This window comes from Pseudomonas azadiae, from assembly GCF_019145355.1.
Classification (GTDB): domain Bacteria; phylum Pseudomonadota; class Gammaproteobacteria; order Pseudomonadales; family Pseudomonadaceae; genus Aquipseudomonas; species Aquipseudomonas azadiae.
This window is the reverse complement of record NZ_JAHSTY010000001.1, coordinates 1,499,127-1,521,791: the sequence shown is the minus strand read 5'-3', so window position 1 is coordinate 1,521,791 and position 22,665 is coordinate 1,499,127. Positions and strand designations below refer to the sequence as shown.

Below are 22,665 nucleotides of genomic sequence, written 5' to 3'. Positions count from 1 at the left end.
CTCTACTTCACAGATAGGTGATGCCAGGTTTGGCCGTGCTGATGCGCGTACCGGCACTGCCCTGGACGATGGCTTCGATGTCCGAGAGTGAACCGATGACGGCAGTTTTACCAGTCTGGCGGGCGAACTCGCAGGCCGCTTGCACCTTGGGTCCCATGGAGCCGGCGGCGAAGCCGAGCTTTTCGATTTCGTCAGGATGGGCCTGGCCGATGGCTTTCTGGGTGGGCTTGCCGTAGTCGATGAAGGCGGCGTTGACGTCGGTGGCGATCACCAGCAAATCGGCGTCCAGTTGCGCGGCCAGCAAGGACGAGCACAGGTCTTTGTCGATCACCGCTTCGATGCCCTGCAGCTTGCCGTCTTCGCCATACATCGTTGGAATACCGCCGCCGCCGGCGCAGATCACAATGCTGCCTTTTTCCAGCAACCATTGGATCGGGCGAATTTCAAAGATGCGCTTGGGACGCGGGCTGGCGACCACGCGGCGGTATTTGTCGCCGTCCGGCGCAATGGCCCAGCCCTTTTCGGCGGCGAGTTTTTCGGCTTCGGCCTTGGCGTATACCGGGCCGATGGGCTTGGTGGGGTTCTGGAACGCCGGGTCCTTGGCGTCCACTTCAACCTGGGTCAGCAAGGTCGCGAAGGGCACCTCGAAGTCCAGCAGGTTGCCCAGTTCTTGTTCGATGATGTAGCCAATCATGCCCTCGGTTTCGGCGCCCAGCACGTCCAGCGGATAGGGCGAAACGCTGGTGTAGGCCGCCGCCTGCAACGACAGCAGGCCGACCTGCGGGCCATTGCCGTGGGCGATCACCAGTTCGTTGCCGGCATGGATCTTGGCGATCTGTTCGGTGGCGATGCGGATATTGGCGCGTTGGTTGTCCGCCGTCATGGGTTCACCACGACGGAGCAGGGCGTTGCCGCCCAGGGCTACGACGATGCGCATAAAGAAATCCTTCTGAAAAGCCTGATGAGGGAACGCGGTCAATGTGGGAGCTGGCTTGCCTGCGATGGCATCGCCTCGGTGTACCTGATAAACCGAGGCGCCTGCATCGCGGGCAAGCCCGACTCCCACAGTGATCGCATTGCCAAGGTGAACGCTTAGATATCCGCCAACGCCGACACCAGAATCGCCTTGATCGTATGCATGCGGTTTTCCGCCTGCTCGAAGGCGATGTTGGCCGGCGACTCGAACACCTCCTCGGTCACTTCCACGCCATTGGCCAGGTTCGGATAACGCGCGGCGATGTCCTTGCCTACCTTGGTTTCGCTGTTATGGAACGCCGGCAGGCAGTGCATGAACTTCACCCGTGGGTTGCCCGAGGCTTTCATCATCTTGGCGTTGACCTGGTACGGCAGCAGTTGCTCGATGCGCTCGTCCCACGCTTCCACCGGCTCACCCATCGACACCCAGATATCGGTGTGGATGAAGTCGACCCCCTTGACCGCCTCGGCCGGGTCCTCGGTGATGGTGATGCGCGCGCCGCTCTCTTGCGCGAAGGCCTGGCATTGCTGGATGAAGTCCTCGTGGGGCCACAGGGCTTTCGGTGCGCCGATGCGCACGTCCATGCCGAGTTTGGCGCCGATCATCAGCAACGAGTTGCCCATGTTGTAGCGTGCGTCGCCAAGGTAGGCGTAGCTGATGTCATGCAGCGGCTTGTCGCTGTGTTCGCGCATGGTCAGGGTGTCGGCGATCATTTGCGTCGGGTGGAATTCGGCGGTCAGGCCGTTGAACACCGGCACACCGGCAAACTTGGCCAGCTCTTCGACGATCTCCTGCTCGAAGCCACGGTACTCGATGGCATCGAACATACGCCCGAGTACGCGGGCGGTGTCTTTCATACTTTCCTTGTGGCCGATCTGCGACGACACCGGGTCGATGTAGGTGACGTGGGCGCCTTGGTCATGGGCGGCGACTTCGAAGGCGCAACGGGTGCGGGTCGAGGTTTTTTCGAAGATCAGCGCGATGTTTTTGCCCTGCAGGTGCGGACGCTCGGTGCCGGTGTACTTGGCGCGCTTGAGGTCGCGGGACAGGTCCAGCAGGTAGTGCAGCTCGCGGGTGGTGTGGTGCATCAGCGACAGCAGGCTGCGGTTGCGCATATTGAAAGCCATGGGGGAATCTCCTTAATAGTCGATAGGGTCGCGGATGATCGGGCAGGTCATGCAGTGGCCGCCGCCACGCCCACGGCCGAGTTCACCGGCGCTGATGGTGATGACTTCCACGCCGGCCTTGCGCAGCAAGGTGTTGGTGTAGGTGTTGCGGTCGTAACCGATCACCACGCCGGGCTCCACGGCCACCACGTTGTTGCCGTCATCCCATTGCTCGCGCTCGGCGGCGAAGCTGTTGCCGCCGGTTTCGACGACACGTAGCGCCTTGAGGTTGAGCGCGGCGGCGACGGTGTCGAGGAAGTGGGTGGTTTCGCGCTGGATATCGATACCGTGCGGCTTGCTCTCGTCAGGACGCAGGGTGAAGGGCACGATCTGGTTGACCACTTCGGGGAAGATCGTGACCAGATCGCGGTCGCAAAAGCTGAACACGGTGTCCAGGTGCATCGCCGCACGGGATTTGGGCAGGCCGGCCACGATCACGCGTTCCACCGCCTTGTTCTTGAACAGGTTGCGCGCCAGTTGGCCGATGGCCTGATGGGACGAGCGTTCGCCCATGCCGATCAACACCACGCCATTACCGATCGGCATCACGTCACCGCCTTCCAGCGTGGCGGCACCGTGTTCCTGGTCGGGGTCGCCATACCAGATCTGGAAGTCTGCGTTGGTGAACTCCGGGTGGAACTTATAGATGGCGCTGGCCAGCAGGGTTTCCTGGCGTCGCGCCGGCCAGTACATCGGGTTGAGCGTCACGCCGCCGTAGATCCAGCAGGTGGTGTCGCGGGTGAACTGGGTGTTGGGCAGCGGCGGCAGGATGAAGCTGGAATGGCCGAGAAACTCGCGGAACATTTCGATGGTGCGGCCACCGAAGCTGCTCGGCAGGTCATCGGCCGACACGCCACCGATCAGAAACTCGGTGATCTTGCGCGGCTCCAGACTGCGCAGCCACGAGCTGACTTCATCGGCGAGGCCCACGCCCACCGTATTGGCGGTGATCTTGCGCGCCAGGATCCAGTCCAGGGCTTCGGGGATGGCGACGATATCGGTCAGCAGGTTGTGCATTTCCAGCACATCAATGTCCCGCTCGCGCATCTTGGTCACAAAGTCGAAATGGTCGCGCTTGGCCTGGGCCACCCAGAGCACGTCATCGAACAGCAGTTCGTCGCAGTTGTTAGGGGTCAGCCGCTGATGGGCCAAGCCTGGGGAGCACACCATGACTTTGCGCAGTTTGCCGGCTTCGGAATGGACGCCGTACTTCACTTTTTCCGTGGTCATTACAGATTCTCCAGTCAGAATTACAGGGTCAGGAAGCCGTCGTAGAGCCCATAGGCCGCCACCAGGGCGCCTACGACCACTGCGGCGAAAATCAGCTTCTCGACGTTGGTGAAGATGGGTTTGCCCAGTTCACGCTTGGCCTTGGCGAACAGGATCGCGCCGGGGGCGTAGAGCAGGGCGGAGAGCAGCAGGTATTTGGTGCCGCCGGCATACAGCAGCCAGATCGCATAGATCAGTGCGACAGCGCCGATGAACAGGTCTTTCTTGCGCTCGGCCAGGGCGGCCTCGTAGGTTTCGCCGCGCACCGCCAGCAGCAGGGCGTAGGCCGCCGACCACAGGTAAGGCACCAGGATCATCGAGGTGGCAAGGTAGATTAGCGACAGGTAGGTGCTGGCGGAAAACAGGGTGATCACCAGGAACAGTTGCACCATCGCGTTGGTCAGCCACAGCGCGTTGACCGGCACGTGGTTGGCGTTTTCCTTGCGCAGGAACGCCGGCATGGTGTGGTCCTTGGCGGCGGCGAACATGATCTCCGCACACAGCAGCACCCATGACAGCAATGCACCGAGCAGTGAGATGATCAGGCCGACGCTGATCAGCACCGCGCCCCAGTGGCCCACCACATGTTCCAGCACGGCGGCCATCGACGGGTTCTGCAGCTTGGCCAATTCCGGTTGGGTCATGATCCCCAGGGACAGCACGTTCACCAGCATCAGAAACAGCAGCACCGTGATAAAACCGATCACCGTGGCCTTGCCGACGTCGGAGCGTTTTTCCGCACGGGATGAGAAGATGCTCGCGCCTTCGATGCCAATGAACACCCACACGGTGACCAGCATCATGTTGCGTACCTGGTTCATTACGCTGCCCAGGTCCGGGTTTTTCACACCCCAGATATCCGCGGTGAAGATCTCAAGCTTGAATGCGAACAGCGCGATCAACACGAACAGTACCAGCGGCACCACCTTGGCGACGGTGGTCACCAGGTTGATGAACGCCGCTTCCTTGATGCCGCGCAGCACCAGGAAATGCACGGCCCACAGCAGCACCGACGCGCCGATCACCGCCGCGGGCGTGTTGCCTTCGCCGAAGATCGGAAAGAAATAACCGAGGGTGCTGAACAGCAACACGAAGTAACCGACGTTGCCCAGCCAGGCACTGATCCAGTAACCCCAGGCGGATGAAAAGCCCATGTAGTCGCCGAAGCCGGCCTTGGCGTAGGCATAGACGCCGCCGTCGAGGTCGGGTTTGCGGTTGGCGAGGGTCTGGAACACAAACGCGAGGGTCAACATGCCGATGGCGGTAATCACCCAGCCGATCAATACCGCACCGACATCGGCGCTGGCGGCCATGTTTTGCGGCAGTGAGAAGATCCCGCCGCCAATCATCGAGCCCACGACAAGTGCAACCAGTGCGCCTAATCGAAGTTTTCCGGGAGAATCAGACATCGCATAACTCCAATGCAGGAGAACAGAGACCACAGAATAATTCCGTGCGCTAATCAAACAGCTGACTCAGATCACTTCATTGGCACATTCCATTGTGAATTAATGACTTGGAGTGGGAAGTACGGGCGATAAAATCCTCGGAAAAGGCGCTTTGCAGAGCCGTTTCGCTTATTGATTAATCATTTAGTCAGTGCCGTGGACGTTTGACGCTAGCCCCTTTTCCAAGATGCGCAAACTTTTTTGAAAGCCGTTTTTGGCAAAACGCCATAAAACCTTAAGGCACCTGCAGTATTTAAAATCTAAATAGGCCTAAACTTGTATAACGGTCATGTCATTGGGTTATGAGCCTATCTCTTTTATTGCCATCTCTAATAAACGCTACATTTACCAAGTTATTTAAAGTGAGTGCGCGAATGTTTGCTCACAGTATTATTTTTCAGGAGTGTCCATGTCCCAACCGGCCCAAAAACTTCGACTCAGTGCCCTGATCGCCCTGGTAGTGGGCTCGATGATCGGCGGCGGGATTTTTTCCTTGCCGCAAAATATGGCCGCCCGCGCCGAGGTGGGGGCGGTGTTGATCGGCTGGGGGATTACTGCCGTGGGCATGCTGACCCTGGCGTTTGTGTTCCAGACCCTGGCCAACCGCAAACCCGCGTTGGATTCTGGGGTGTACGCCTACGCCAAGGCGGGTTTCGGCGACTACATGGGGTTCTCGTCCGCCTGGGGTTATTGGATCAGTGCGTGGATGGGCAACGTCGGTTACTTCGTGTTGCTGTTCAGCACCCTCGGTTACTTTTTCCCGGTGTTTGGCCAGGGCAATACGCCGGTGGCCATCGGTTGCGCCTCGTTGTTGCTGTGGGCGGTGCATTTCCTGGTACTGCGCGGGATCAAGGAGGCGGCGTTCATCAACCAGGTCACCACCGTGGCCAAGATCGTGCCGCTGCTGATGTTTATCGCGATCGCGGCCGTGGCGTTCAAGGCGGATATTTTTACCCGGGATATCTGGGGCCTGGGCAACCCGCAGATCGGCAGCGTGGTGGATCAGGTGCGCAACATGATGCTGGTCACTGTGTTTGTGTTTATCGGGATCGAGGGCGCCAGCGTTTACTCGGCGCGGGCCGAGAAACGTGCGGACGTCGGCCGCGCCACGGTCATCGGTTTTCTCGGCGTGCTGGCGCTGTTGGTGCTGGTGAATGTGTTGTCGCTGGGAATCATGAGCCAGCCGGAACTTGCGCAATTGCAGAACCCGTCCCTGGCCGGTGTGCTGGAACATATTGTCGGGCCCTGGGGCGCGATGGCGATCAGCATTGGCCTGGCGGTCTCGTTGCTCGGCGCCTTGCTGTCCTGGGCGCTGCTCTGTGCGGAAATTCTCTACGCCACCGCCCAAGACAAGACCATGCCGGCGTTCCTGAAAAAGGAAAACGCCAACCAGGTGCCGGTCAACGCGCTCTGGCTGACCAATGTGATGATCCAGGTCTTCCTGGTGATCACGCTGTTTTCCCACAGCACCTACACCACGCTGATCTACCTGGCGTCCTCGATGATCCTGGTGCCCTACCTGTGGTCGGCGGCCTATGCCGTGTTGTTGAGCGGGCGCGGTGAAACCTACGAAAATGCTCACGGCCAGCGCATGAAAGACTTGCTGGTGGGCCTCATTGCCCTCGGTTACGCGGTGTGGCTGCTCTACGCCGGGGGCTTGAAGTACCTGCTGCTGTCGGCGTTGTTGTATGCGCCGGGCGTGATCCTGTTTGCCCTCGCCAAACGTGAACAGGGCCAACCGTTGTTTACCCACATGGAAAAGGGCATTTTCAGTTGCGTGATTGTCGGCGCAGGATTGGCGGCCTATGGGCTGTATAGCGGGGTGTTGTCGCTTTGATTGGGGTGGCTGTGACTGGCGTCATCACGGCATAGGTATCTTTACAACTCTCAACGACTGAAAAGTATCCCTGTAGTGAGCGGGCTTGTCCCGCGCTGGGTGGCGAAGCCGCCCCAATAAAGGCATCGCCGAGCTTCAGGTAGAATCCGGTCGCCTGGTTTGGGGCGGCTTCGCCACCCAGCGCGGGACAAGCCCGCTCACTACAAAGTAATTACCTGTGGTCACCACTGCGGCCGGTGTGAACCCAATTCCCCAGCCGGCAGATTCCACTGCAACGGCGTGCCGCTGATGGTCAGCGGCGCCAGCAGCCGATGCGCCTGGCCCCAGGCGGTCTGCTCCACCACCAGGCCTTGATCACCCGCGTCTTCGGCCCGCAACGCCGGCTGCTGCGGCACTTGCCCCGCATCCACCAATAACTTCGCCGTACGCGCCAGCGACAACCGCGCCGAACCACCCCGCCCGGACGTCAACCGTTCGCTCAACGCTTGAATCGCACTGGCCGCCATCAAATACCCGGTGGCGTGATCCAGCGCCTGCACCGGCAGCGGCACCGGCTGATCCGCCTGTTTCCAGGCCCTGCCCGCGTCGGCGATCCCGCTGCTCATCTGCACCAGGCTGTCGAAACCCCGGCGGTTGCGCCACGGGCCGCTCCATCCATAGGCATTGAGGCTCACGTCGATCAGGCCGGGGGCGAGTGTTTGCAGCTCGCTGGCGGTATAGCCCAGTTGTTCCAGGGCATCGGCGCGGTAGCCGTGGAACAGGATGTCGGCGTCCTTGAGCAGACGTTCGAAAACCTGACGGCTTTCAGGGCTTTTCAGGTCCAGGCGGGCGCAGCGTTTGCCCAGGGTCATTTCCGGTACCACGCCCGGTTCGTTCCAGGTGGGCGAGTCGATGCGCAACACGTCTGCGCCCAAGCCTGCGAGAAAGCGACTGGCCACGGGCCCGGCCAGGACGCGGGTCAAGTCCAGCACCTTGATGGCCGCCAGCGGTCGGGCGCTGGAGCCGAGCCAGGGTTTGTCAGCGATGGTTGCAAAGGTCTCACGCTGCACCAGCGCTTCAGCATTCACCGCCAGCCCTTGCGGATGAGTTCGCCAGGCTTGCCATGAACGCATCTGCGCTGCGCAACCACCCTCGTCGACAATCGCCTGCTCCAGTTCAGCGGCGTTCCATGGGGCGACCTTGGCTGCCATTTCAGCGCGGTCGGCGGCCTTGCCCAACACCCGTTCGGCGGCGGCACGGTGATGGGGCGCGTTGGTATGCAGACGAATCCAGCCATCGGCGCTGGCATAGTCACCGGCCACCGGGTCCCAAAGGGGCGGTACGTGCCAGCCGACCGGGCGAATCGAGGAAGAGAACCAGAAGGACGCCAGACGCCGGTCCACGCTGACGCTGGGCAGGCGCCCGGTCTGTTGCTGGATCAGCTCGGCCACCGCCTGGCCGGCCGCACCGATGCTGGCGCTGGCCAGGTCGGTGACGGCGAATGCCGAGGGCAGGGCGCCGGCTTGGTTAAAGGTCAGCGGCGTTTGCGGTAGCTCCAGTGCGGCTTGGATGGGAGTCAGCAGGTCGGTCATCGAAGGCCCTCCGTAAGAGAACGGCCACTATAAGAGATGATCAGGCCGGTGTGGCAACCCCAGGTTCCAGTGGCAGGTCGATGCTGGCGATAAACCCGCCCTGCGCATGGTTGGCCAGGATCAGGCTGCCGCCGTGGCGTTCGGCGGCGCGGCGCGCAATCGCCAGGCCCAGGCCATGGCCTTGGGCGCTCTGGCCGGGGGCGCGGTAGAACGGTTCGCCCAATTGGGCCAGGTGCTCGGCTTCTACGCCGGGGCCGTGGTCGCGCACACTGATCAGGATGCGTTCGCCCAGGCGCTGGGCCTTGAGTTCAATCGCCTGGCCCTGCGGGTTGAAGCGTTGAGCATTGCGCAGCAAGTTATCCACCGCCCGCTCGATCATGGTCGGCCAGCCTTTGAGGTATAGGCCAGGGTCGGCAACCAATTGCACTACTTGGTCCGGCGCGCCGAGCTGCGCGTCCTTTTGCAAGGTCTTGAGCAAGGGGGTGAGGTCGATTTCTTCGGCGCTGGCGTTGTCGGCATCGACGCGGGCCAGCACCAGGATTTCGCTGATCAGCGCTTCCAGGCGATCACATTCGCGGGTCAGGCGCGGCCAGAGTTTTTCCCGCTCTTCGGGGCTGGCGCGTTCGGCCAGGGCCAGTGCGATGCGCAGGCGCGCCAGGGGCGAGCGCAGCTCGTGGGACACATCGCGCAGCAACTGGCGCTGACTGGCGATCAGGCTTTGCAGGCGCGCACCCATGCGGTTGAAATCGGTGGCGAGTACGCCGAACTCATCGCGACGGTTGGCCAGGCGCGCCAGGCTGTTTTGCTGGTAAGTGGCCTGGCCGAGGTCATGCACGGCGCCACGCAGGCGGCTCAACGGGCGCGTGATCGACAAGGTGACGATCAGGCTGAACAGGGTCAGCACCACCAGCGCAATCGCCAGGGCGCTCAGCGGCCAGGTCAGGCTGCTGCGGTGCCATTCGTCGAGCTCAGGGTGCGGGATGCGGTAGATCAGCAGGTACGTGTCGCCGGTCTTCTCGCTGGTGTACTCGGCGGTCAGGCGGCGCCAGGGCAAGTGGCCGTCCTTGCTGTCGTTCTGCCTGGCTTCAAAGGCCGCGGCGCGGCGCGGGAAGGTGCCGCGCACCACCGGATCGCCGCTTTCGTTGAGCACTTGCACGTCGATGTGGTACTGGCGCTTGCGCTGTTGCAGCAAATCCTGGGCGGCGTCTTCACCCTGGGCTTCGTAGAGCTGGGTCCACTCCTGCGCCAGGTGGTTGAGGCCGGGGTGACGGCTGAGAATCCAGGCATCTTGATTGAGCATGTGCCCAAGCAGGATCGACAGCCCGGCAACCAAGGCGATGGCCAGCCAGAAGCTGGCCAGGATGCGCCAGAACAATGAACGCACAGGAAACCCTCAAACAGGAAAAGCCCAGCGGCGGGAGCCACTGGGCTGGGAGTGTCAACGCGAGGGCATTATTGCGCTTTTTGCGGCTGTTGCGCCTTCCAGGCCTGGAATTCCTTCCATTCGGCACGGCGTTGCTCTTGCTTCTTGACGATCTCGTCGAACTGCTTCTGTTGGTCAGGCTTGAGCACGGCGCGAATGTCGGCCTGGGTTTTCTTGCGGCTGGCGTCCCTTTCATCTTGCATGGCTTTCTGATCGGCGGCCGGCAGTTTGTCCAGGTACTTCTTGACCAGCTCTTTGCGCCCTTGCATCTGCTCGCGCATCAGGCGGTCGATCTGCAGATGCTGTTCGCGGGTCAGGTCCAGGTCACGGAACGGACCGCCTTTGCCACGCGGACCGTGTTCGCCGCCGTGGCCCGGGCCACCCGTCATGTGACCTTCCGGGCCGCCCATCGGGCCTGGGCCTTCAGGCATTGCCGCCATGGCAACGGTGGGCAGGGCGGCGGCGAACATCAAAGCGATAAGGGTCTTGCGCATGGTGAATCTCCTGTCTCTGTTCCGGTGAGTCCGGATGTGAGTAGATTACCCAGATCAAGGTCAGCGGCGGTCAGGGGAGCGTAAAGCTTGGGTAAAGAGGGTTTTAATTGAGGCTGACAAAACTGTTGGAGCCGACGAGATCAAGTGTGGGAGCTGGCTTGCCTGCGATGCAGACAACTCGGTACACCAGGCACACCCAGTTGCTGCCATCGCAGGCAAGCCAGCTCCCACACAAGCCAGCTTTCACGGGAAACAGTATGGCGTTCAGGGAGCGTAGTAATAACCACGGCTGCGCAACGCCACGATCCGTGGCCGGCCATCCGGGTGCGGGCCGATCTTTTTGCGCAGGTTGCTGACGTGCATGTCCAGGCTGCGGTCGTACAGGGTCAGCTTGCGGCCCAGGGCGATCTGCGCCAGTTCCTGTTTGTCCAGCGGCTCGCCGGGCTGGCGCAGCAACGCTTCGAGCAGGCGGCTTTCGGAGACGGTGAGGGCGAATTCCTGTTCGTTGATGCTGACCACGCCGCGCACCGGGCTGAAGCACAGGTCGCCTAGCTCCAGCTGGGTGGACACGGCGGCGGGGTGGCTGCGGCGCAGCACGGCGCGCAAGCGGGCGGTGAGCTCGCGTGGGTCGCAGGGCTTGGCCAGGTAATCGTCGGCGCCCAGTTCCAGGCCGAGGATGCGGTCCAGCGGTTCGCCGCGGGCCGAGAGCATCAGCACCGGCAGCTCCGGATGGTCGTTGCGCAACTGCTTGAGCAGCTCAAGGCCGCTGCCGTCGGGCAGCATCACGTCGAGCACCACCGCTGCCGGGGCGCTGTCGGCCAAGGCTTTGCGAGCGCTCAAGCCGTCATGGCAGGCACGTACCTGGAAGCCTTCCTGGCTCAACCAACTGGTCAGCAGCTCGCAGAGCTCCTGGTCATCATCTATCAGTAACAGCTCACTCATGACTCACTCAATTTAGCCATTGTCGACGGCGACGGTGCCCACCGCTGGCGAAGATTCCGCACAGCAGGGCGATCAGTGCGACGGCCCCGCCGGTGACGAACCATTGCTGTTGCTCGGTCAGCCATCGGGTCAGGACACCGCCTTGGGTATCTTTGAGTTGCTGGGCCAGGCGTTGGTTCTCTTGGCGAAGGCGACTCAACTGGGTGCTTTCGCGTGCAGCGTCCGCACTTTGCAGTTGTTGGCTCAACGCTTCACGCTGGCGTTCGCTTTCCTTCAAGCGTTGCTGCAACTCGGTGATCTGGGCGCCGACACTCAAGGACAGGGGCGTGGAACTGCCGGTGTTCGAGGTTTCTTCAGCGTGGGCCGTAGCCCCGATCATTACCACTGCCAACAGACACAACTGACGTAAGCGCATCGGAACTCCTGATTCCACACGAATATTCAGAACGTTGTCGGCAGGTTACCCAGAATAATGAGCAATTAGGAGCGCGCCGAACCGAAACGGTTCGGCGCGGCCCGAGTCACGGCAGGACTTGCTTGAACGGCTTGATCACGACGTCAGCGTAAACGCCGGCCGCCACGTAGGGGTCAGCCTTGGCCCAGGCCTGGGCATCGGCCAGGGAAGCGAACTCGGCCACGATCAGGCTACCGGTGAAACCCGCATCGCCCGGCTCGTTGCTGTCCACCGCAGGATGCGGGCCCGCCAGCACGATACGGCCTTCGGCTTGCAGCTGTTTCAGGCGCTCGACGTGAGCCGGGCGCACGGAGAGGCGTTTTTCCAGTGAGTCGGCGACGTCGGTGGCAATGATGGCGTAGAGCATGTCAGTCCTCGGTTTTAGGCGATGCGGGATCGGTGTCATGCAGGTGGCGCGACAGGTAGATACCCTGGGCAACCAGGAACAGCACGGTCATGCCCAGGCTGCCGAAGACTTTGAAGTCGACCCAGTAATCCTGGAAGGTGAACGCGACGAACAGGTTGGCGGCACCGCAGAACAGGAAAAACACGATCCAGGCCAGGTTCAAACGCACCCAGACCGGTTCCGGCAGGGTCAGCGCATGCCCCATGATCCGCTTGATCAGCAGGCGGTCGCCAATAAAGTGGCTGCCGATGAAGGCCAGGGCGAACAGCCAGTTCACCACCGGGGCTTTCCATTTAAGGAAGGTTTCGCTGTGGAAGGCCAGGGTGAGGCTGCCGAAGACCAGGCACGCGATGAGCGTCAACCATTGGCTTTTTTCCAGCTTGCGCTGGGAGATGAAGATCGCGCCGTAGACCACCAAGGAGCTGATGATAAGCACGGCGGTGGCGCTGTAGATGCCGCCGAACGTCAGCTCGTGGCCGGCCAGATCGATGGCCCTGGGGTCGAGTTTGTAAACGATGAAAAACAGCAACAGCGGGATGAAGTCGATGAATTGTTTCACAGTAAGAGCCAGAAGCTGGATGTGGCGGCATAATAACAAACATCCTTGGTAGCGAAAGCGCCAGCTGACTTGAGGTTACACACTTCCGTGAATGTTGATTTGCACTGCCACAGCACGGCCTCCGACGGTGCCCTGGCGCCCGCGGTACTGGTTGCGCGTGCGTTTGAAAAAGGCGTGCGAGTCCTGGCGTTGACCGACCACGACACCCTCGAAGGCCTCGATGAAGCCCGCGAAGCCGCGCAGGCGCTGGGCATGCAGCTGGTCAATGGGGTGGAATTGTCCTGCACCTGGGGCGGTGCCACCATTCATGTGCTCGGCTACGGTTTCGACCAGACCGCCCCGTCGCTGGTGCAGGCCATTGCCCAATTGCACGATGGCCGCTGGCTGCGGTCCGAAGAAATAAGCCGCAAACTCAGTCTCAAAGGCATGCCTGGCGCCCTCGACGGTGCCCGCGCCATCCAGCAGGAACTGGGCGACAGCGGCAATGCTCCGGCCCGGCCGCACTTTGCCGACTGGATGGTGCGTGAAGGTTTTGTCAAAGACCGTGCCGAAGCCTTCCGCAAATGGCTGGGCGCGGGCAAGTTGGGGGATGTGAAGCAGCACTGGCCGACCCTGGAAGACACCGTCGCAACCCTGCGCGCCGCCGGGGCCTGGGTCAGCCTGGCACACCCCTGGCATTACGATTTCACCCGCAGCAAGCGTCGCAAGCTGATCGGCGACTATATTGGAGCGGGTGGCCACGCGATTGAAGTGGTCAACGGGCATCAACCCGCCGAGCAGGTCGGCAGCCTGGCGATTCTTGCCCGCGAATTTGGTCTGCTGGTCAGTGCCGGCAGTGATTTTCATGGCCCGGGCGGCTGGTCCGAGATCGGCGAGTATCGCCCGGTCCCGGAAGATTTGCCGCTGTTGTGGGGGCGATTCAAGCATGACCCCATTATTGCCACCGTCTGAACAGGTAGAGCACGTGAGTCAATTCTTCCAGATTCATCCGGAAAACCCCCAGGCACGCCTGATCAAACAGGCGGTCGAGATCATTCGCGCCGGTGGCGTGGTGATCTACCCAACGGATTCGTCCTACGCCATCGGTTGCCAGATCGGCGACAAAAGCGCGGTCGAGCGGGTCAGACGCCTGCGTGAGCTGGACAAGAATCACAACTTCGCACTGATCTGCAGCGACTTGTCGCAGTTGGGGCTGTTCGCCAAGGTCGACACCGGCACCTTCCGCCTGCTCAAGGCCCATACGCCTGGGCCCTACACCTTCATTCTCAACGCCACCCGCGAAGTGCCGCGCCTGCTGCTGCACCCGAAGAAGCGCACCATCGGCCTGCGGGTGCCGGAGCATCCCATCGCCTTGGCGCTGCTGGCCGAGCTGGGTGAGCCGCTGATGAGTGTGTCGCTGATCATGCCGGGCGATACCGAGCCGCTGGAAGACCCGTACGAAATGCGCCAGTTGCTGGAAAAACAAGTCGACCTGATCATCGACGGCGGCTTCGGCGGCGGCAAAGCCTCTACCGTGATCAACCTGGCCGACGGCGAACCCGAAGTGATCCGCGTGGGTTGCGGTGACCCGGCGCCGTTCATGGTCGAGGCCTGAATGTCCGCCGTGGAAACCGTCGACAGCCAGGCAGGCGCCCAGCAGGAACTGCCGTTTGCCATGGTGTATGGCCAGGCCGTGCTGGAAATGCCCCTGGACCTGTACATTCCGCCGGACGCGCTGGAAGTCTTTCTTGAAGCCTTCGAAGGCCCGCTGGACTTGCTGCTGTACCTGATCCGCAAACAGAACATTAATATCCTCGACATCCCGGTGGCGGAAATCACCCGTCAGTACATGGGTTATGTCGAGCTGATGCAGTCAGTGCGCCTGGAGCTGGCCGCCGAGTACTTGGTGATGGCCGCCATGCTCGCCGAGATCAAGTCGCGCATGCTGTTGCCGCGCTCGGAAACGGTCGAGGCCGAGGAAGACGACCCGCGCGCCGAGCTGATCCGCCGCCTGCAAGAGTACGAGCGCTTCAAGGCTGCCGCCGAGGGCATCGACGGCTTGAGCCGGGTGGGTCGTGACGTGGTGGTGCCCAAGCTCGATGCGCCCGAAGCTCGCGCGCGCAAATTGCTGCCGGATGTGAGCCTGGAAGAATTGCTGATGTCCATGGCCGAGGTGCTGCGCCGTGGCGACATGTTTGAACACCATCAGGTCAGCCGCGAGGCGCTATCTACCCGCGAGCGCATGAGCGACGTGCTGGAGCGTCTCAAGGGCGGCGGGTTTGTGCCGTTTGTCGAGCTGTTCACCGCCGAAGAAGGGCGCCTGGGAGTGGTGGTTACGTTTATGGCGATCCTTGAGTTGGTGAAGGAGTCCTTGGTCGAGCTGGTGCAGAATGAGCCCTTTGCGGCTATCCACGTGCGGGCGCGAGCCGAATAACGAGCTGAATCGATGAATCTGACTGAACCCCGCGAACTGGCCCCCCTGCTGGAGGCCTTTCTCCTGGCCTCGGGCAAACCGCAATCCCTGGAGCGCCTGTTCGAACTCTTTGAAGAAGCCGAGCGCCCTGAGCCGCCGGTATTCAAGAAAGCGCTGGAGATCCTGCGCAAGTCCTGTGAGGGTCGAGCCTTCGAATTGCGCGAAGTGGCGTCAGGTTATCGCCTGCAGATCCGTGAGAAATTTTCCCCGTGGGTCGGCCGTTTGTGGGAAGAGCGCCCGCAGCGTTATTCGCGGGCAATGCTGGAGACCATGGCGCTGATCGCCTATCGCCAGCCGATCACCCGGGGCGAGATCGAGGATGTACGCGGCGTGGCGGTCAACAGCCATATCGTCAAGACCTTGCTGGAACGCGAGTGGATTCGCATCGTCGGCTACCGTGATGTGCCCGGCAAACCGGCTATGTTTGCCACCACCAAGGTGTTCCTCGACCACTTCAACCTGAAGAACCTCGACGACCTGCCGCCGCTGGCCGAACTGCGTGAAATGGAAGCCGAGCCGGTGCTGGATTTCGACGACGCGCCAGTCCCGGCGGGCTTGCAGGAATTGGCCGACGCCAGCGCCGAGCCGGAAGCGCCCAAGGACGAGACCAGTTTTCACACGCTGTTGCTGGAACTGGACGACATGGAGCAGGGCATCAAGACTGACTTTGATGATTTGCTGCGTGATGGCGCGGCTGAGCCGCAGGCCCAGGTGAACGTTGAGCCCGAGCCTGAAGTCGAAGAAGACATCCTCGGTGTCGCCGATGCCCGCGAGAAACTCCTGGCCGCCGTCGCCGCCCTCGAACAGCCGCCGCTGAACGACGTAGAAGACGAAGCCCGCGCCCTGGCTGAAGCGATCGAAAACGAACGCCGCCAGTTCGAAGACTGACTCTATTTACCAGCCACTGCAAAACCATGTGGGAGCTGGCTTGCCTGCGATTGCATCACCTCGGTATACCTGAAACATCGAGTTGCCTGCATCGCAGGCAAGCCAGCTCCCACATGTTCTGGCCGAAGCCGAACTGCGCTTGCTGGCCTTCGGCGCCACCGGTCGGCGGAAAAGCAACTGACTTGGGTGTTATCGACTAGTCTCTGATGCGCAACGCGCGCCATGCGCGTATGATTCGCGACCCTTTGCCGAGCTATTCGGCCAAAGCCCCGCTTTCAACACTCTTCAGGCCAGGCCTGAATCGACCCACCGGGAGGTGCTTAAGATGAACGACAAAGACCAGAACGACAGCCAGGAAATCGGCCCAGCAGGCGAAAAACTGCAAAAGGTGCTGGCGCGTATCGGCGTGGGCTCGCGCCGCGACGTCGAAGCCTGGATCACCCAGAAGCGCATCAAGGTCAACGGCGTCGAGGCCACCCTCGGCCAGCGCGTCGACCTGCACGATGCAATCACCATTGATGGCAAGGTCATCAAGCGTGAAGAGGCCGCCGAATCGGTGCGCCGCGTGATCATGTACAACAAGCCCGATGGCGAGATCTGCACCCGTGACGACCCGGAAGGCCGTCCGACCGTGTTCGACAAGATGCCCAAGCCCAAAGAAGGCCGCTGGATCAACATCGGTCGTCTCGACATCAACACCACGGGCTTGCTGATGTTCACCACCGACGGTGAGCTGGCCAACCGCCTGATGCACCCGTCCTACGAGATGGACCGCGAATACGCCGTGCGTGTGCGTGGCGAAGTCGATGACGAGATGATCGAGCGCTTGAAAGCCGGTGTCGTCCTTGAAGACGGCCCGGCCAAGTTCACCGACATCAAGCAGGCCCCGGGTGGCGAAGGTTTCAACCACTGGTACCACTGCGTGGTGATGGAAGGTCGCAACCGTGAAGTGCGTCGCCTGTGGGAGTCCCAGGGCCTGGTGGTCAGCCGCTTGAAGCGCGTGCGTTTCGGTCCGGTGTTCCTGAACTCCGATTTGCCGATGGGCCGCTGGCGCGAAATGAGCCAGTACGAAGTCGACATCCTCAGCGCCGAAGTTGGCTTGGCGCCGGTGGCGATGCCGCAGATGAACGCCAAGAGCAAAGACAAGCTTGAGCGTATGCAGCGTAAATCGTCGCGTCCGGTGCCGCGCACCGAACGTGTTGCCCGCACCGTGCGCCCGGCGCTGAATGCACCGGCAACCGGTGGTCGTATCTCCCGCGAGCCGCAGATCGAAGGCGAGCGCCGCCCTACCGCGCCATCGCGTCAGGAAGGCGAACGTGCTCCTCGCACCCCGCGTCCAGCCCCGACGGGTGGTCGCAGCAACCGTGGCGAAGCGGATCGCCCCGCCGACAGCGCCAGCACCAAGCGCCCAGCCAAGCCGGCGGCGAACAAGCGCCCTGGCCCGAAACTGGTCGCCGACGAGCCGTCGGGCAAGCGCCGTGGCGCGCCGGCCGGTTCCGGTCAGCGTCCGGGGTTTGGTCGCAAGAAGCCGCAGTGAGGCTTTAGGCACTGCACAAAAACGCCAACCTCAGGGTTGGCGTTTTTTTTGATCTGAAATACGGTAAAAAATGTGGGAGCGGGCTTGCTCGCGAAAGCGGTGGATCAGCTCATGCATCTGTGTCTGAAACACCGCTTTCGCGAGCAAGCCCGCTCCCACAGGGGATCTTCAATGGTTTAAACACAGTGGTCAAAACGCAAAAGTCCCATCAAACACCGGCTTGTCGTCCAGCGCCAACACCCCACTGGCAAAGATCAGGTCCAGGTGATGGCTGCCTTTCTGCCCGCCACCCAAACCCAGATGCAATCCGCAATGGCGCTCCTCAAACCCGGCATTGCGCGCATACAAATCCTTCACCCCTTCATTGGTGCCGATCCCCAATTCTTCCACGCGTCGGTTGGACGGGTTGGCATTCAAGTACTTGTTGAAATCATCCGCCAGCCCCGGCACATCGCTGGCCACGCTGCAGACGGTCGAGTTCTCGATCCACAGCTCCAGCGGTGATTGCAGCACGCCGTATTTGCGCGCGAACGGAATGGTGCTCAAAAAGGTGCCGACAAACCGCACCTGGCCATTGATGGCTTCGCTGTGGGTCGCGATTTCGCCGGGCGCCAGGTCATGGTTGCCGACGCCGTTGATATTGGTCCACTTCTTGATGCTGCTCATCGGCGCTTCCAGCCGCGACCCGTGCTTGTCGGTAAAGCTCAGCACATTGGCTTGGGACATGCGTCGTATCAGCGTGGCGTTGAGGTCGGCGATGCGCTGCGGTTCGACGCTGAAGGTGTCGTAGAAATAGTCGCCGTAATCCTTGAACAGCAGGGACTTTTTCCAGTGCTCGGCCATCACGCCTTGCAGGGCGCGGATAAAGTCCGGGCCTTCGGCGCGTGGGTTGGGCAAGGTCGAGGAGTCGTAGAGAAACAGGTACAGGTCGCAGGCTTCGATGGCGTGGGCCAGGGTGTCGCTGGCGGCCAGGTCCAGGCGCTGTACCTGGAAATTGAATCGGGCGACGCTGCTGTGGGTGATCGCCTGGGCGATGGCGTCATAGCGCTCGGTATGGCCCAGCAACACCGTGGGACGGTTCAGGCCGCTGAGGGCCGGGTGGTGCGCAAGGTAGTAGAGAAAGTGTTCGACGGCGCGGGCCTTGTCCATGACGTAATTCCTTGTGTGCCTTGGGTAAGGGGGCAGGTGCCGTGCACAGCACCTGCCGAATGCGTGCCGGTTTTTAGAATGGCCACATCGCGGTGCCGAACGGCACAACGGCGTCGGCTTGCATCATTTCAACGGCGGCCTCATGGGTCGGCGCTTCAAACCAATCGTCGAGTTGCAGTTCGGTTTCCAGGTCGTTTTCCAGTGCTTGCATGGTGTATCTCCTAGAGGACGTTGTTTGAGAACGGCTTGCCTACGGGCTTCGTAGGCAAGTGGGAAGAACCTAGAAGAGAGTGTTTCAAAATGCAAAAATTATATTGACACGGTCTCATTTGGATTTTTTGTTCTGTTTTTCAAGTTCTATTTTTTCTCGTTTAAAAACAGAGCACTGGTGCGGCGGGTGGATAAGGGAATCGACGACCGTCAATTTTTATCCAGATCACGGCTGTAACGTTAATTTTCCGTGTTGTAACGATTAGTTTACGCGTGGATGGCGACAATACGGCTCTATCGCGCCGCGTAAGGATTTGCTGACAGATCGTCGCAGGCGCCGTGCGGGCTCGGCCGCAAGCTGTCGAGCGGTGTACAATGCGCCGCGTTTTACTGTGACCGCCGTGCGTAACCACGCAAAAGGCCAAGACCTCAGGGTTTACCCACTCTGATCACTCCGCCTGGCCACAAGCCGGACGGGTTCGATTTCGTCACAGATAAAAACAAACAGGTGACGCATGACCGTTAAAAAGACGCTGTACTCCTGGTGCCTGCGCTGGGGTTTGAGCGGCGCTGCTTGAGTCGGTAAATCAAGGCAGCAACCTGCATTCAACCTCTTCAAACCTTGCGTGAGACCTTTTCATGAGTGGACCCCATTGCTCTTCAGGCGAGCTGAAACGCGGCCTGAAAAACCGACACATCCAGTTGATCGCCCTCGGTGGCGCCATCGGCACCGGCCTGTTCCTCGGCTCCGCCGGGGTGCTCAAATCGGCCGGCCCATCGATGATCCTGGGCTACGCCATCTGCGGCTTCATCGCCTTCATGATCATGCGCCAGCTCGGCGAAATGATCGTCGAAGAGCCGGTCGCCGGCTCCTTCAGCCACTTTGCCCACAAGTATTGGGGCGGTTTCGCCGGCTTCCTGTCGGGGTGGAACTGCTGGATCCTGTACATTCTCGTCGGCATGTCGGAGCTGACGGCCGTCGGCAAATACGTGCACTACTGGTGGCCGGAAATCCCGACCTGGGTCTCTGCCGCGGCGTTCTTCGTGCTGATCAACCTGATCAACCTGGCCAACGTCAAAGTCTTCGGTGAAGCCGAGTTCTGGTTTGCCATTATCAAGGTGGTGGCGATTGTCGGCATGATCGCCCTGGGCAGCTACATGCTGGTCAGCGGCAGCGGCGGGCCACAGGCTTCGGTGAGCAACCTGTGGGAACACGGCGGTTTCTTTCCCCACGGCGTCGGCGGTCTGGTGATGGCCATGGCGATCATCATGTTCTCTTTTGGCGGCTTGGAAATGCTCGGCTTCACAGCTGCCGAAGCCGACCAGCCTCGCACCGTGATCCCGAAGGCGATCAACCAGGTGATCTACCGCATCCTGATCTTCTACATCGGTGCGCTGGTGGTGCTGTTGTCGCTGACGCCCTGGGACAGTTTGCTGGCAACCCTCAACGCCTCCGGCGATGCCTACAGCGGCAGCCCGTTCGTGCAGGTGTTCTCGATGCTGGGCAGCAACACCGCCGCGCATATCCTCAACTTCGTGGTGCTCACGGCGGCACTGTCGGTGTACAACAGCGGCACCTACTGCAACAGCCGCATGCTGCTGGGCATGGCCGAACAGGGCGATGCGCCCGAAGCCCTGGCGAAGATCGACAAGCGCGGCGTGCCGGTGCGCGCCATCCTGGCCTCGGCGGCAGTCACCCTGGTGGCCGTGCTGATGAACTACCTGATCCCGCAACACGCGCTGGAATTGCTGATGTCCCTGGTAGTGGCCACGCTGGTGATCAACTGGGCGATGATCAGCTTTTCCCACTTCAAGTTCCGCCAACACATGAACAGCATCGGCCAGGTGCCGTTGTTCAAGGCACTCTGGTATCCGTATGGCAACTACGTGTGCCTGGCGTTTGTGGTGTTTATCCTGGTGATCATGCTGATGATTCCGGGGATTCAGGTGTCGGTGTATGCGATTCCGGTGTGGGTGGCGTTTATGGCGGTTTGTTACTGGATCAAGAACAAGCGCAAGGCGCTTAATCCGGTGACGGCTGCGACTTTAGCTGCAAAGTAAAAGCCCGCATCACGCGTTGATTTGTGGGAGCGGGCTTGCTCGCGATATAGGTGTGTCAGTCACCGAAGATGTCGACTGAACCACCGCTTTCGCGAGCAAGCCCGCTCCCACAATTGAAGCGCGTTCGACTTAAAGGCGCGTATCCTTCAACGCCCACTCTGCCAAGGCCCACGCTCTCCATGCTGGTGATTTCCAACAACGTGCACCTGCCCGACGCCGAGATCGAGCTGACCGCCATTCGCGCCCAGGGCGCCGGTGGGCAGAACGTCAACAAGGTGTCGAGCGCGGTGCACCTGCGTTTCGACATTCCTGCGTCATCGCTGCCGGACTTCTACAAGGAGCGGCTGCTGGCGCTGCGTGACAGCCGGATCACCAGCGAAGGCGTGCTGGTGCTCAAGGCCCAGCAATACCGGACCCAGGAACAGAACCGCGCCGATGCACTGGAGCGCCTGGTGGAGTTGATCCTCAGCGCGACCAAGGTGGAAAAGAAGCGCCGTCCGACCAAGCCGACCCTGGGCTCGAAAAAGCGTCGCCTCGAATCCAAGACCAAGCGTGGCAGCATCAAGGCCGGACGCGGCAAGGTCGACTTCTAGGCGTCGCGTGCTTCGCGGGCCTTGGGCGCCTGGCGGTACAGGTACACACTCAGCAGCAAACCGCACAGGGCGGCGAGGGCGGCGAACAGGAAGATCGAGGCAAAGCCGAAGCCTGCCGCCACGGCACCGGCGAGCGGGCCGGTGATGCCCAGCGACAGGTCGATAAACAGCGAGTAAGCCCCCACCGCAGAACCGCGGCTGGAGGCGGGCACCAAGTTCACCGCTTCCACCCCCAGCGCCGGAAACACCAGGGAAAATCCGAATCCGCTCAACGCCGCGCCGGCCAGGGCCAAGTTGGCATCCGGCGCCAGCCACAACAGCAGCAGCCCGAGGATTTCCACCGACAGGCAGGCAATCGCCACGCGAAACCCGCCGATACGGTTGATCAGGTTGCCAAACAGCAGGCGCGCGCCGATAAAGCTGGCACCGAACAGGCTCAGCGCCCACACCGCATTGTCCCAGTGCTGGGTGGTGTAATACAGGGTGATAAAGGTGGCGATGGTGCCAAAGCCGATGGAGCCCAAGGCCAGCGCGCAGCCGTGGGGCAACACCCGGCCCAGCACATTCATGAACGGCAGGCGCACGCCGGCCACGATCGGCGCGGCGACCTTGTTCCAGGCCAGCGACAGGCCCACGATTGCCAGCAGGATGATGCTGACGCCCATGCTCCACAGCCCGAAGTTTCTCACCATCAGCACGCCCAAGGGGGCGCCGATCGCCAAGGCCCCGTAGCTGGCGATGCCGTTCCAGGAGATGACCTTGGCCGTATTTTGCGCACCGACCCGGCCGATGCCCCAGCCGATGGCACCCGAACCCACCAGGCTTTCAGCGCTGCCCAGGACCAGGCGTCCGATCAGCAGGCTGGTCAGGCTCAAGGCCGGCAGGCTGGAAAACCAGGCCGCGAGCAGCATGAATACGCCACTCAGGCCGCAGCCCGCCAAACCGATGAGCACCGCGCGCTTGCTGCCCAGGGTATCGATGAGCTTGCCGGCATAGGGGCGGCTCAGCAGGGTGGCCAGGTATTGCACGCTGATCACCAGGCCTGCAATCACCGCGCCGAAGCCCAGCTCACTGTGGACATAGCCTGGCAATACGGCCAGGGGGATGCCGATATTCAGGTAGCCGATAAAGGTGAACAGCACGATGGAAACAACTTGCAGCGTGACCGCCACGGGGCGCTGGGTATCTGGCATGGGGAGAGGTCCACTGTCGCAGCAGGTAAAGATAGGC

22 protein-coding genes are annotated in these 22,665 nt (G+C 61.5%); 8 read left to right on the top strand and 14 right to left on the bottom strand.

The genetic code is table 11. The features are described 5' to 3' along the window. Window positions 1-7: 7 nt before the first annotated feature. From arcC to arcD (KVG91_RS06895), 4 genes are all read right to left on the bottom strand, one after another. Entirely contained in the window at window positions 8-937 is a 930-nt protein-coding gene (gene arcC / locus KVG91_RS06910; protein ID WP_169375986.1) for a carbamate kinase, read from the bottom strand. Between the two features lie 155 nt (window positions 938-1,092). Then, window positions 1,093-2,103 (bottom strand): ornithine carbamoyltransferase, encoded by a 1,011-nt coding sequence (locus KVG91_RS06905; RefSeq protein ID WP_169375987.1) that lies wholly within the window; start codon window positions 2,101-2,103, stop codon window positions 1,093-1,095. Between the two features lie 12 nt (window positions 2,104-2,115). Beyond that, window positions 2,116-3,372, bottom strand: coding sequence for an arginine deiminase (arcA, locus tag KVG91_RS06900; protein ID WP_169375988.1), 1,257 nt, complete (start codon window positions 3,370-3,372; stop codon window positions 2,116-2,118). Between the two features lie 20 nt (window positions 3,373-3,392). Further along, a complete protein-coding gene (gene arcD, locus KVG91_RS06895) occupies window positions 3,393-4,820 on the bottom strand; it encodes an arginine-ornithine antiporter (protein ID WP_169375989.1) in 1,428 nt (475 codons plus the stop codon). A 448-nt stretch (window positions 4,821-5,268) separates the two neighbouring features. Between arcD (KVG91_RS06895) and arcD (KVG91_RS06890) the strand changes: the two genes are divergently transcribed. Beyond that, window positions 5,269-6,696: an arginine-ornithine antiporter gene (arcD, locus tag KVG91_RS06890; RefSeq protein WP_169375990.1), complete on the top strand. Its 1,428-nt coding sequence runs from the start codon at window positions 5,269-5,271 to the stop codon at window positions 6,694-6,696. A 221-nt stretch (window positions 6,697-6,917) separates the two neighbouring features. Here arcD (KVG91_RS06890) and KVG91_RS06885 read toward each other — a convergent pair whose 3' ends face one another. The 7 genes from KVG91_RS06885 to KVG91_RS06855 all read right to left on the bottom strand — a co-directional run bounded on the left by KVG91_RS06885 (window position 6,918) and on the right by KVG91_RS06855 (window position 12,545). Then, window positions 6,918-8,267, bottom strand: coding sequence for a CoA transferase (locus tag KVG91_RS06885; RefSeq protein ID WP_169376265.1), 1,350 nt, complete (start codon window positions 8,265-8,267; stop codon window positions 6,918-6,920). A gap of 40 nt (window positions 8,268-8,307) precedes the next feature. After that, window positions 8,308-9,651 carry a sensor histidine kinase gene (locus KVG91_RS06880; protein WP_169376266.1) on the bottom strand — a complete coding sequence of 448 codons (1,344 nt, stop codon included), beginning with the start codon at window positions 9,649-9,651 and terminating at the stop codon, window positions 8,308-8,310. A 68-nt stretch (window positions 9,652-9,719) separates the two neighbouring features. Beyond that, window positions 9,720-10,184: an LTXXQ domain protein gene (locus KVG91_RS06875; RefSeq protein WP_169376267.1), complete on the bottom strand. Its 465-nt coding sequence runs from the start codon at window positions 10,182-10,184 to the stop codon at window positions 9,720-9,722. 264 nt (window positions 10,185-10,448) lie between these two features. After that, window positions 10,449-11,126, bottom strand: coding sequence for a response regulator transcription factor (locus KVG91_RS06870; protein WP_169376268.1), 678 nt, complete (start codon window positions 11,124-11,126; stop codon window positions 10,449-10,451). 7 nt (window positions 11,127-11,133) lie between these two features. After that, entirely contained in the window at window positions 11,134-11,541 is a 408-nt protein-coding gene (locus tag KVG91_RS06865; protein WP_169376269.1) for a translation initiation factor 2, read from the bottom strand. A 106-nt stretch (window positions 11,542-11,647) separates the two neighbouring features. Continuing rightward, the gene (locus KVG91_RS06860; RefSeq protein ID WP_169376270.1) at window positions 11,648-11,947 is read right to left on the bottom strand and encodes a YciI family protein; all 300 of its coding nucleotides are present in this window, start codon (window positions 11,945-11,947) and stop codon (window positions 11,648-11,650) included. A gap of 1 nt (window position 11,948) precedes the next feature. Continuing rightward, on the bottom strand, window positions 11,949-12,545 hold the full coding sequence (locus KVG91_RS06855) for a septation protein A (RefSeq protein WP_169376271.1): 597 nt from the start codon (window positions 12,543-12,545) through the stop codon (window positions 11,949-11,951). A gap of 87 nt (window positions 12,546-12,632) precedes the next feature. Here KVG91_RS06855 and KVG91_RS06850 point away from each other — a divergent pair, with 87 nt between their 5' ends. The 5 genes from KVG91_RS06850 (at window position 12,633) to rluB (ending at window position 17,422) form a co-directional block, all read left to right on the top strand. Beyond that, on the top strand, window positions 12,633-13,496 hold the full coding sequence (locus tag KVG91_RS06850; protein WP_169376272.1) for a PHP domain-containing protein: 864 nt from the start codon (window positions 12,633-12,635) through the stop codon (window positions 13,494-13,496). A gap of 13 nt (window positions 13,497-13,509) precedes the next feature. Then, window positions 13,510-14,139 carry an L-threonylcarbamoyladenylate synthase gene (locus KVG91_RS06845; protein WP_090220074.1) on the top strand — a complete coding sequence of 210 codons (630 nt, stop codon included), beginning with the start codon at window positions 13,510-13,512 and terminating at the stop codon, window positions 14,137-14,139. 120 nt (window positions 14,140-14,259) lie between these two features. Continuing rightward, window positions 14,260-14,958 carry a segregation and condensation protein A gene (locus tag KVG91_RS06840; RefSeq protein ID WP_178115112.1) on the top strand — a complete coding sequence of 233 codons (699 nt, stop codon included), beginning with the start codon at window positions 14,260-14,262 and terminating at the stop codon, window positions 14,956-14,958. 12 nt (window positions 14,959-14,970) lie between these two features. After that, window positions 14,971-15,885, top strand: coding sequence for an SMC-Scp complex subunit ScpB (gene scpB / locus KVG91_RS06835; RefSeq protein ID WP_169376274.1), 915 nt, complete (start codon window positions 14,971-14,973; stop codon window positions 15,883-15,885). A 325-nt stretch (window positions 15,886-16,210) separates the two neighbouring features. Next, a complete protein-coding gene (rluB, locus tag KVG91_RS06830; RefSeq protein ID WP_169376275.1) occupies window positions 16,211-17,422 on the top strand; it encodes a 23S rRNA pseudouridine(2605) synthase RluB in 1,212 nt (403 codons plus the stop codon). A 189-nt stretch (window positions 17,423-17,611) separates the two neighbouring features. Here the strand turns inward: rluB and KVG91_RS06825 are convergent, their stop codons facing one another. Together KVG91_RS06825 and KVG91_RS06820 are read right to left on the bottom strand one after the other, a co-directional pair. Next, a complete protein-coding gene (locus tag KVG91_RS06825) occupies window positions 17,612-18,571 on the bottom strand; it encodes a M29 family metallopeptidase (RefSeq protein ID WP_169376276.1) in 960 nt (319 codons plus the stop codon). 73 nt (window positions 18,572-18,644) lie between these two features. Beyond that, window positions 18,645-18,782: a hypothetical protein gene (locus KVG91_RS06820; RefSeq protein WP_003175756.1), complete on the bottom strand. Its 138-nt coding sequence runs from the start codon at window positions 18,780-18,782 to the stop codon at window positions 18,645-18,647. A gap of 638 nt (window positions 18,783-19,420) precedes the next feature. Here KVG91_RS06820 and KVG91_RS06815 point away from each other — a divergent pair. Further along, complete coding sequence (locus tag KVG91_RS06815) at window positions 19,421-20,842, top strand: amino acid permease (protein WP_169376277.1); 1,422 nt, start codon at window positions 19,421-19,423, stop codon at window positions 20,840-20,842. Between the two features lie 179 nt (window positions 20,843-21,021). Beyond that, entirely contained in the window at window positions 21,022-21,435 is a 414-nt protein-coding gene (arfB, locus tag KVG91_RS06810; RefSeq protein WP_034109044.1) for an alternative ribosome rescue aminoacyl-tRNA hydrolase ArfB, read from the top strand. Here the strand turns inward: arfB and KVG91_RS06805 are convergent. Next, window positions 21,432-22,628, bottom strand: a complete 1,197-nt coding sequence (locus KVG91_RS06805; RefSeq protein WP_169376278.1) for an MFS transporter — start codon at window positions 22,626-22,628, stop codon at window positions 21,432-21,434. The genes arfB and KVG91_RS06805 overlap by 4 nt on opposite strands. Window positions 22,629-22,665: the final 37 nt, after the last annotated feature.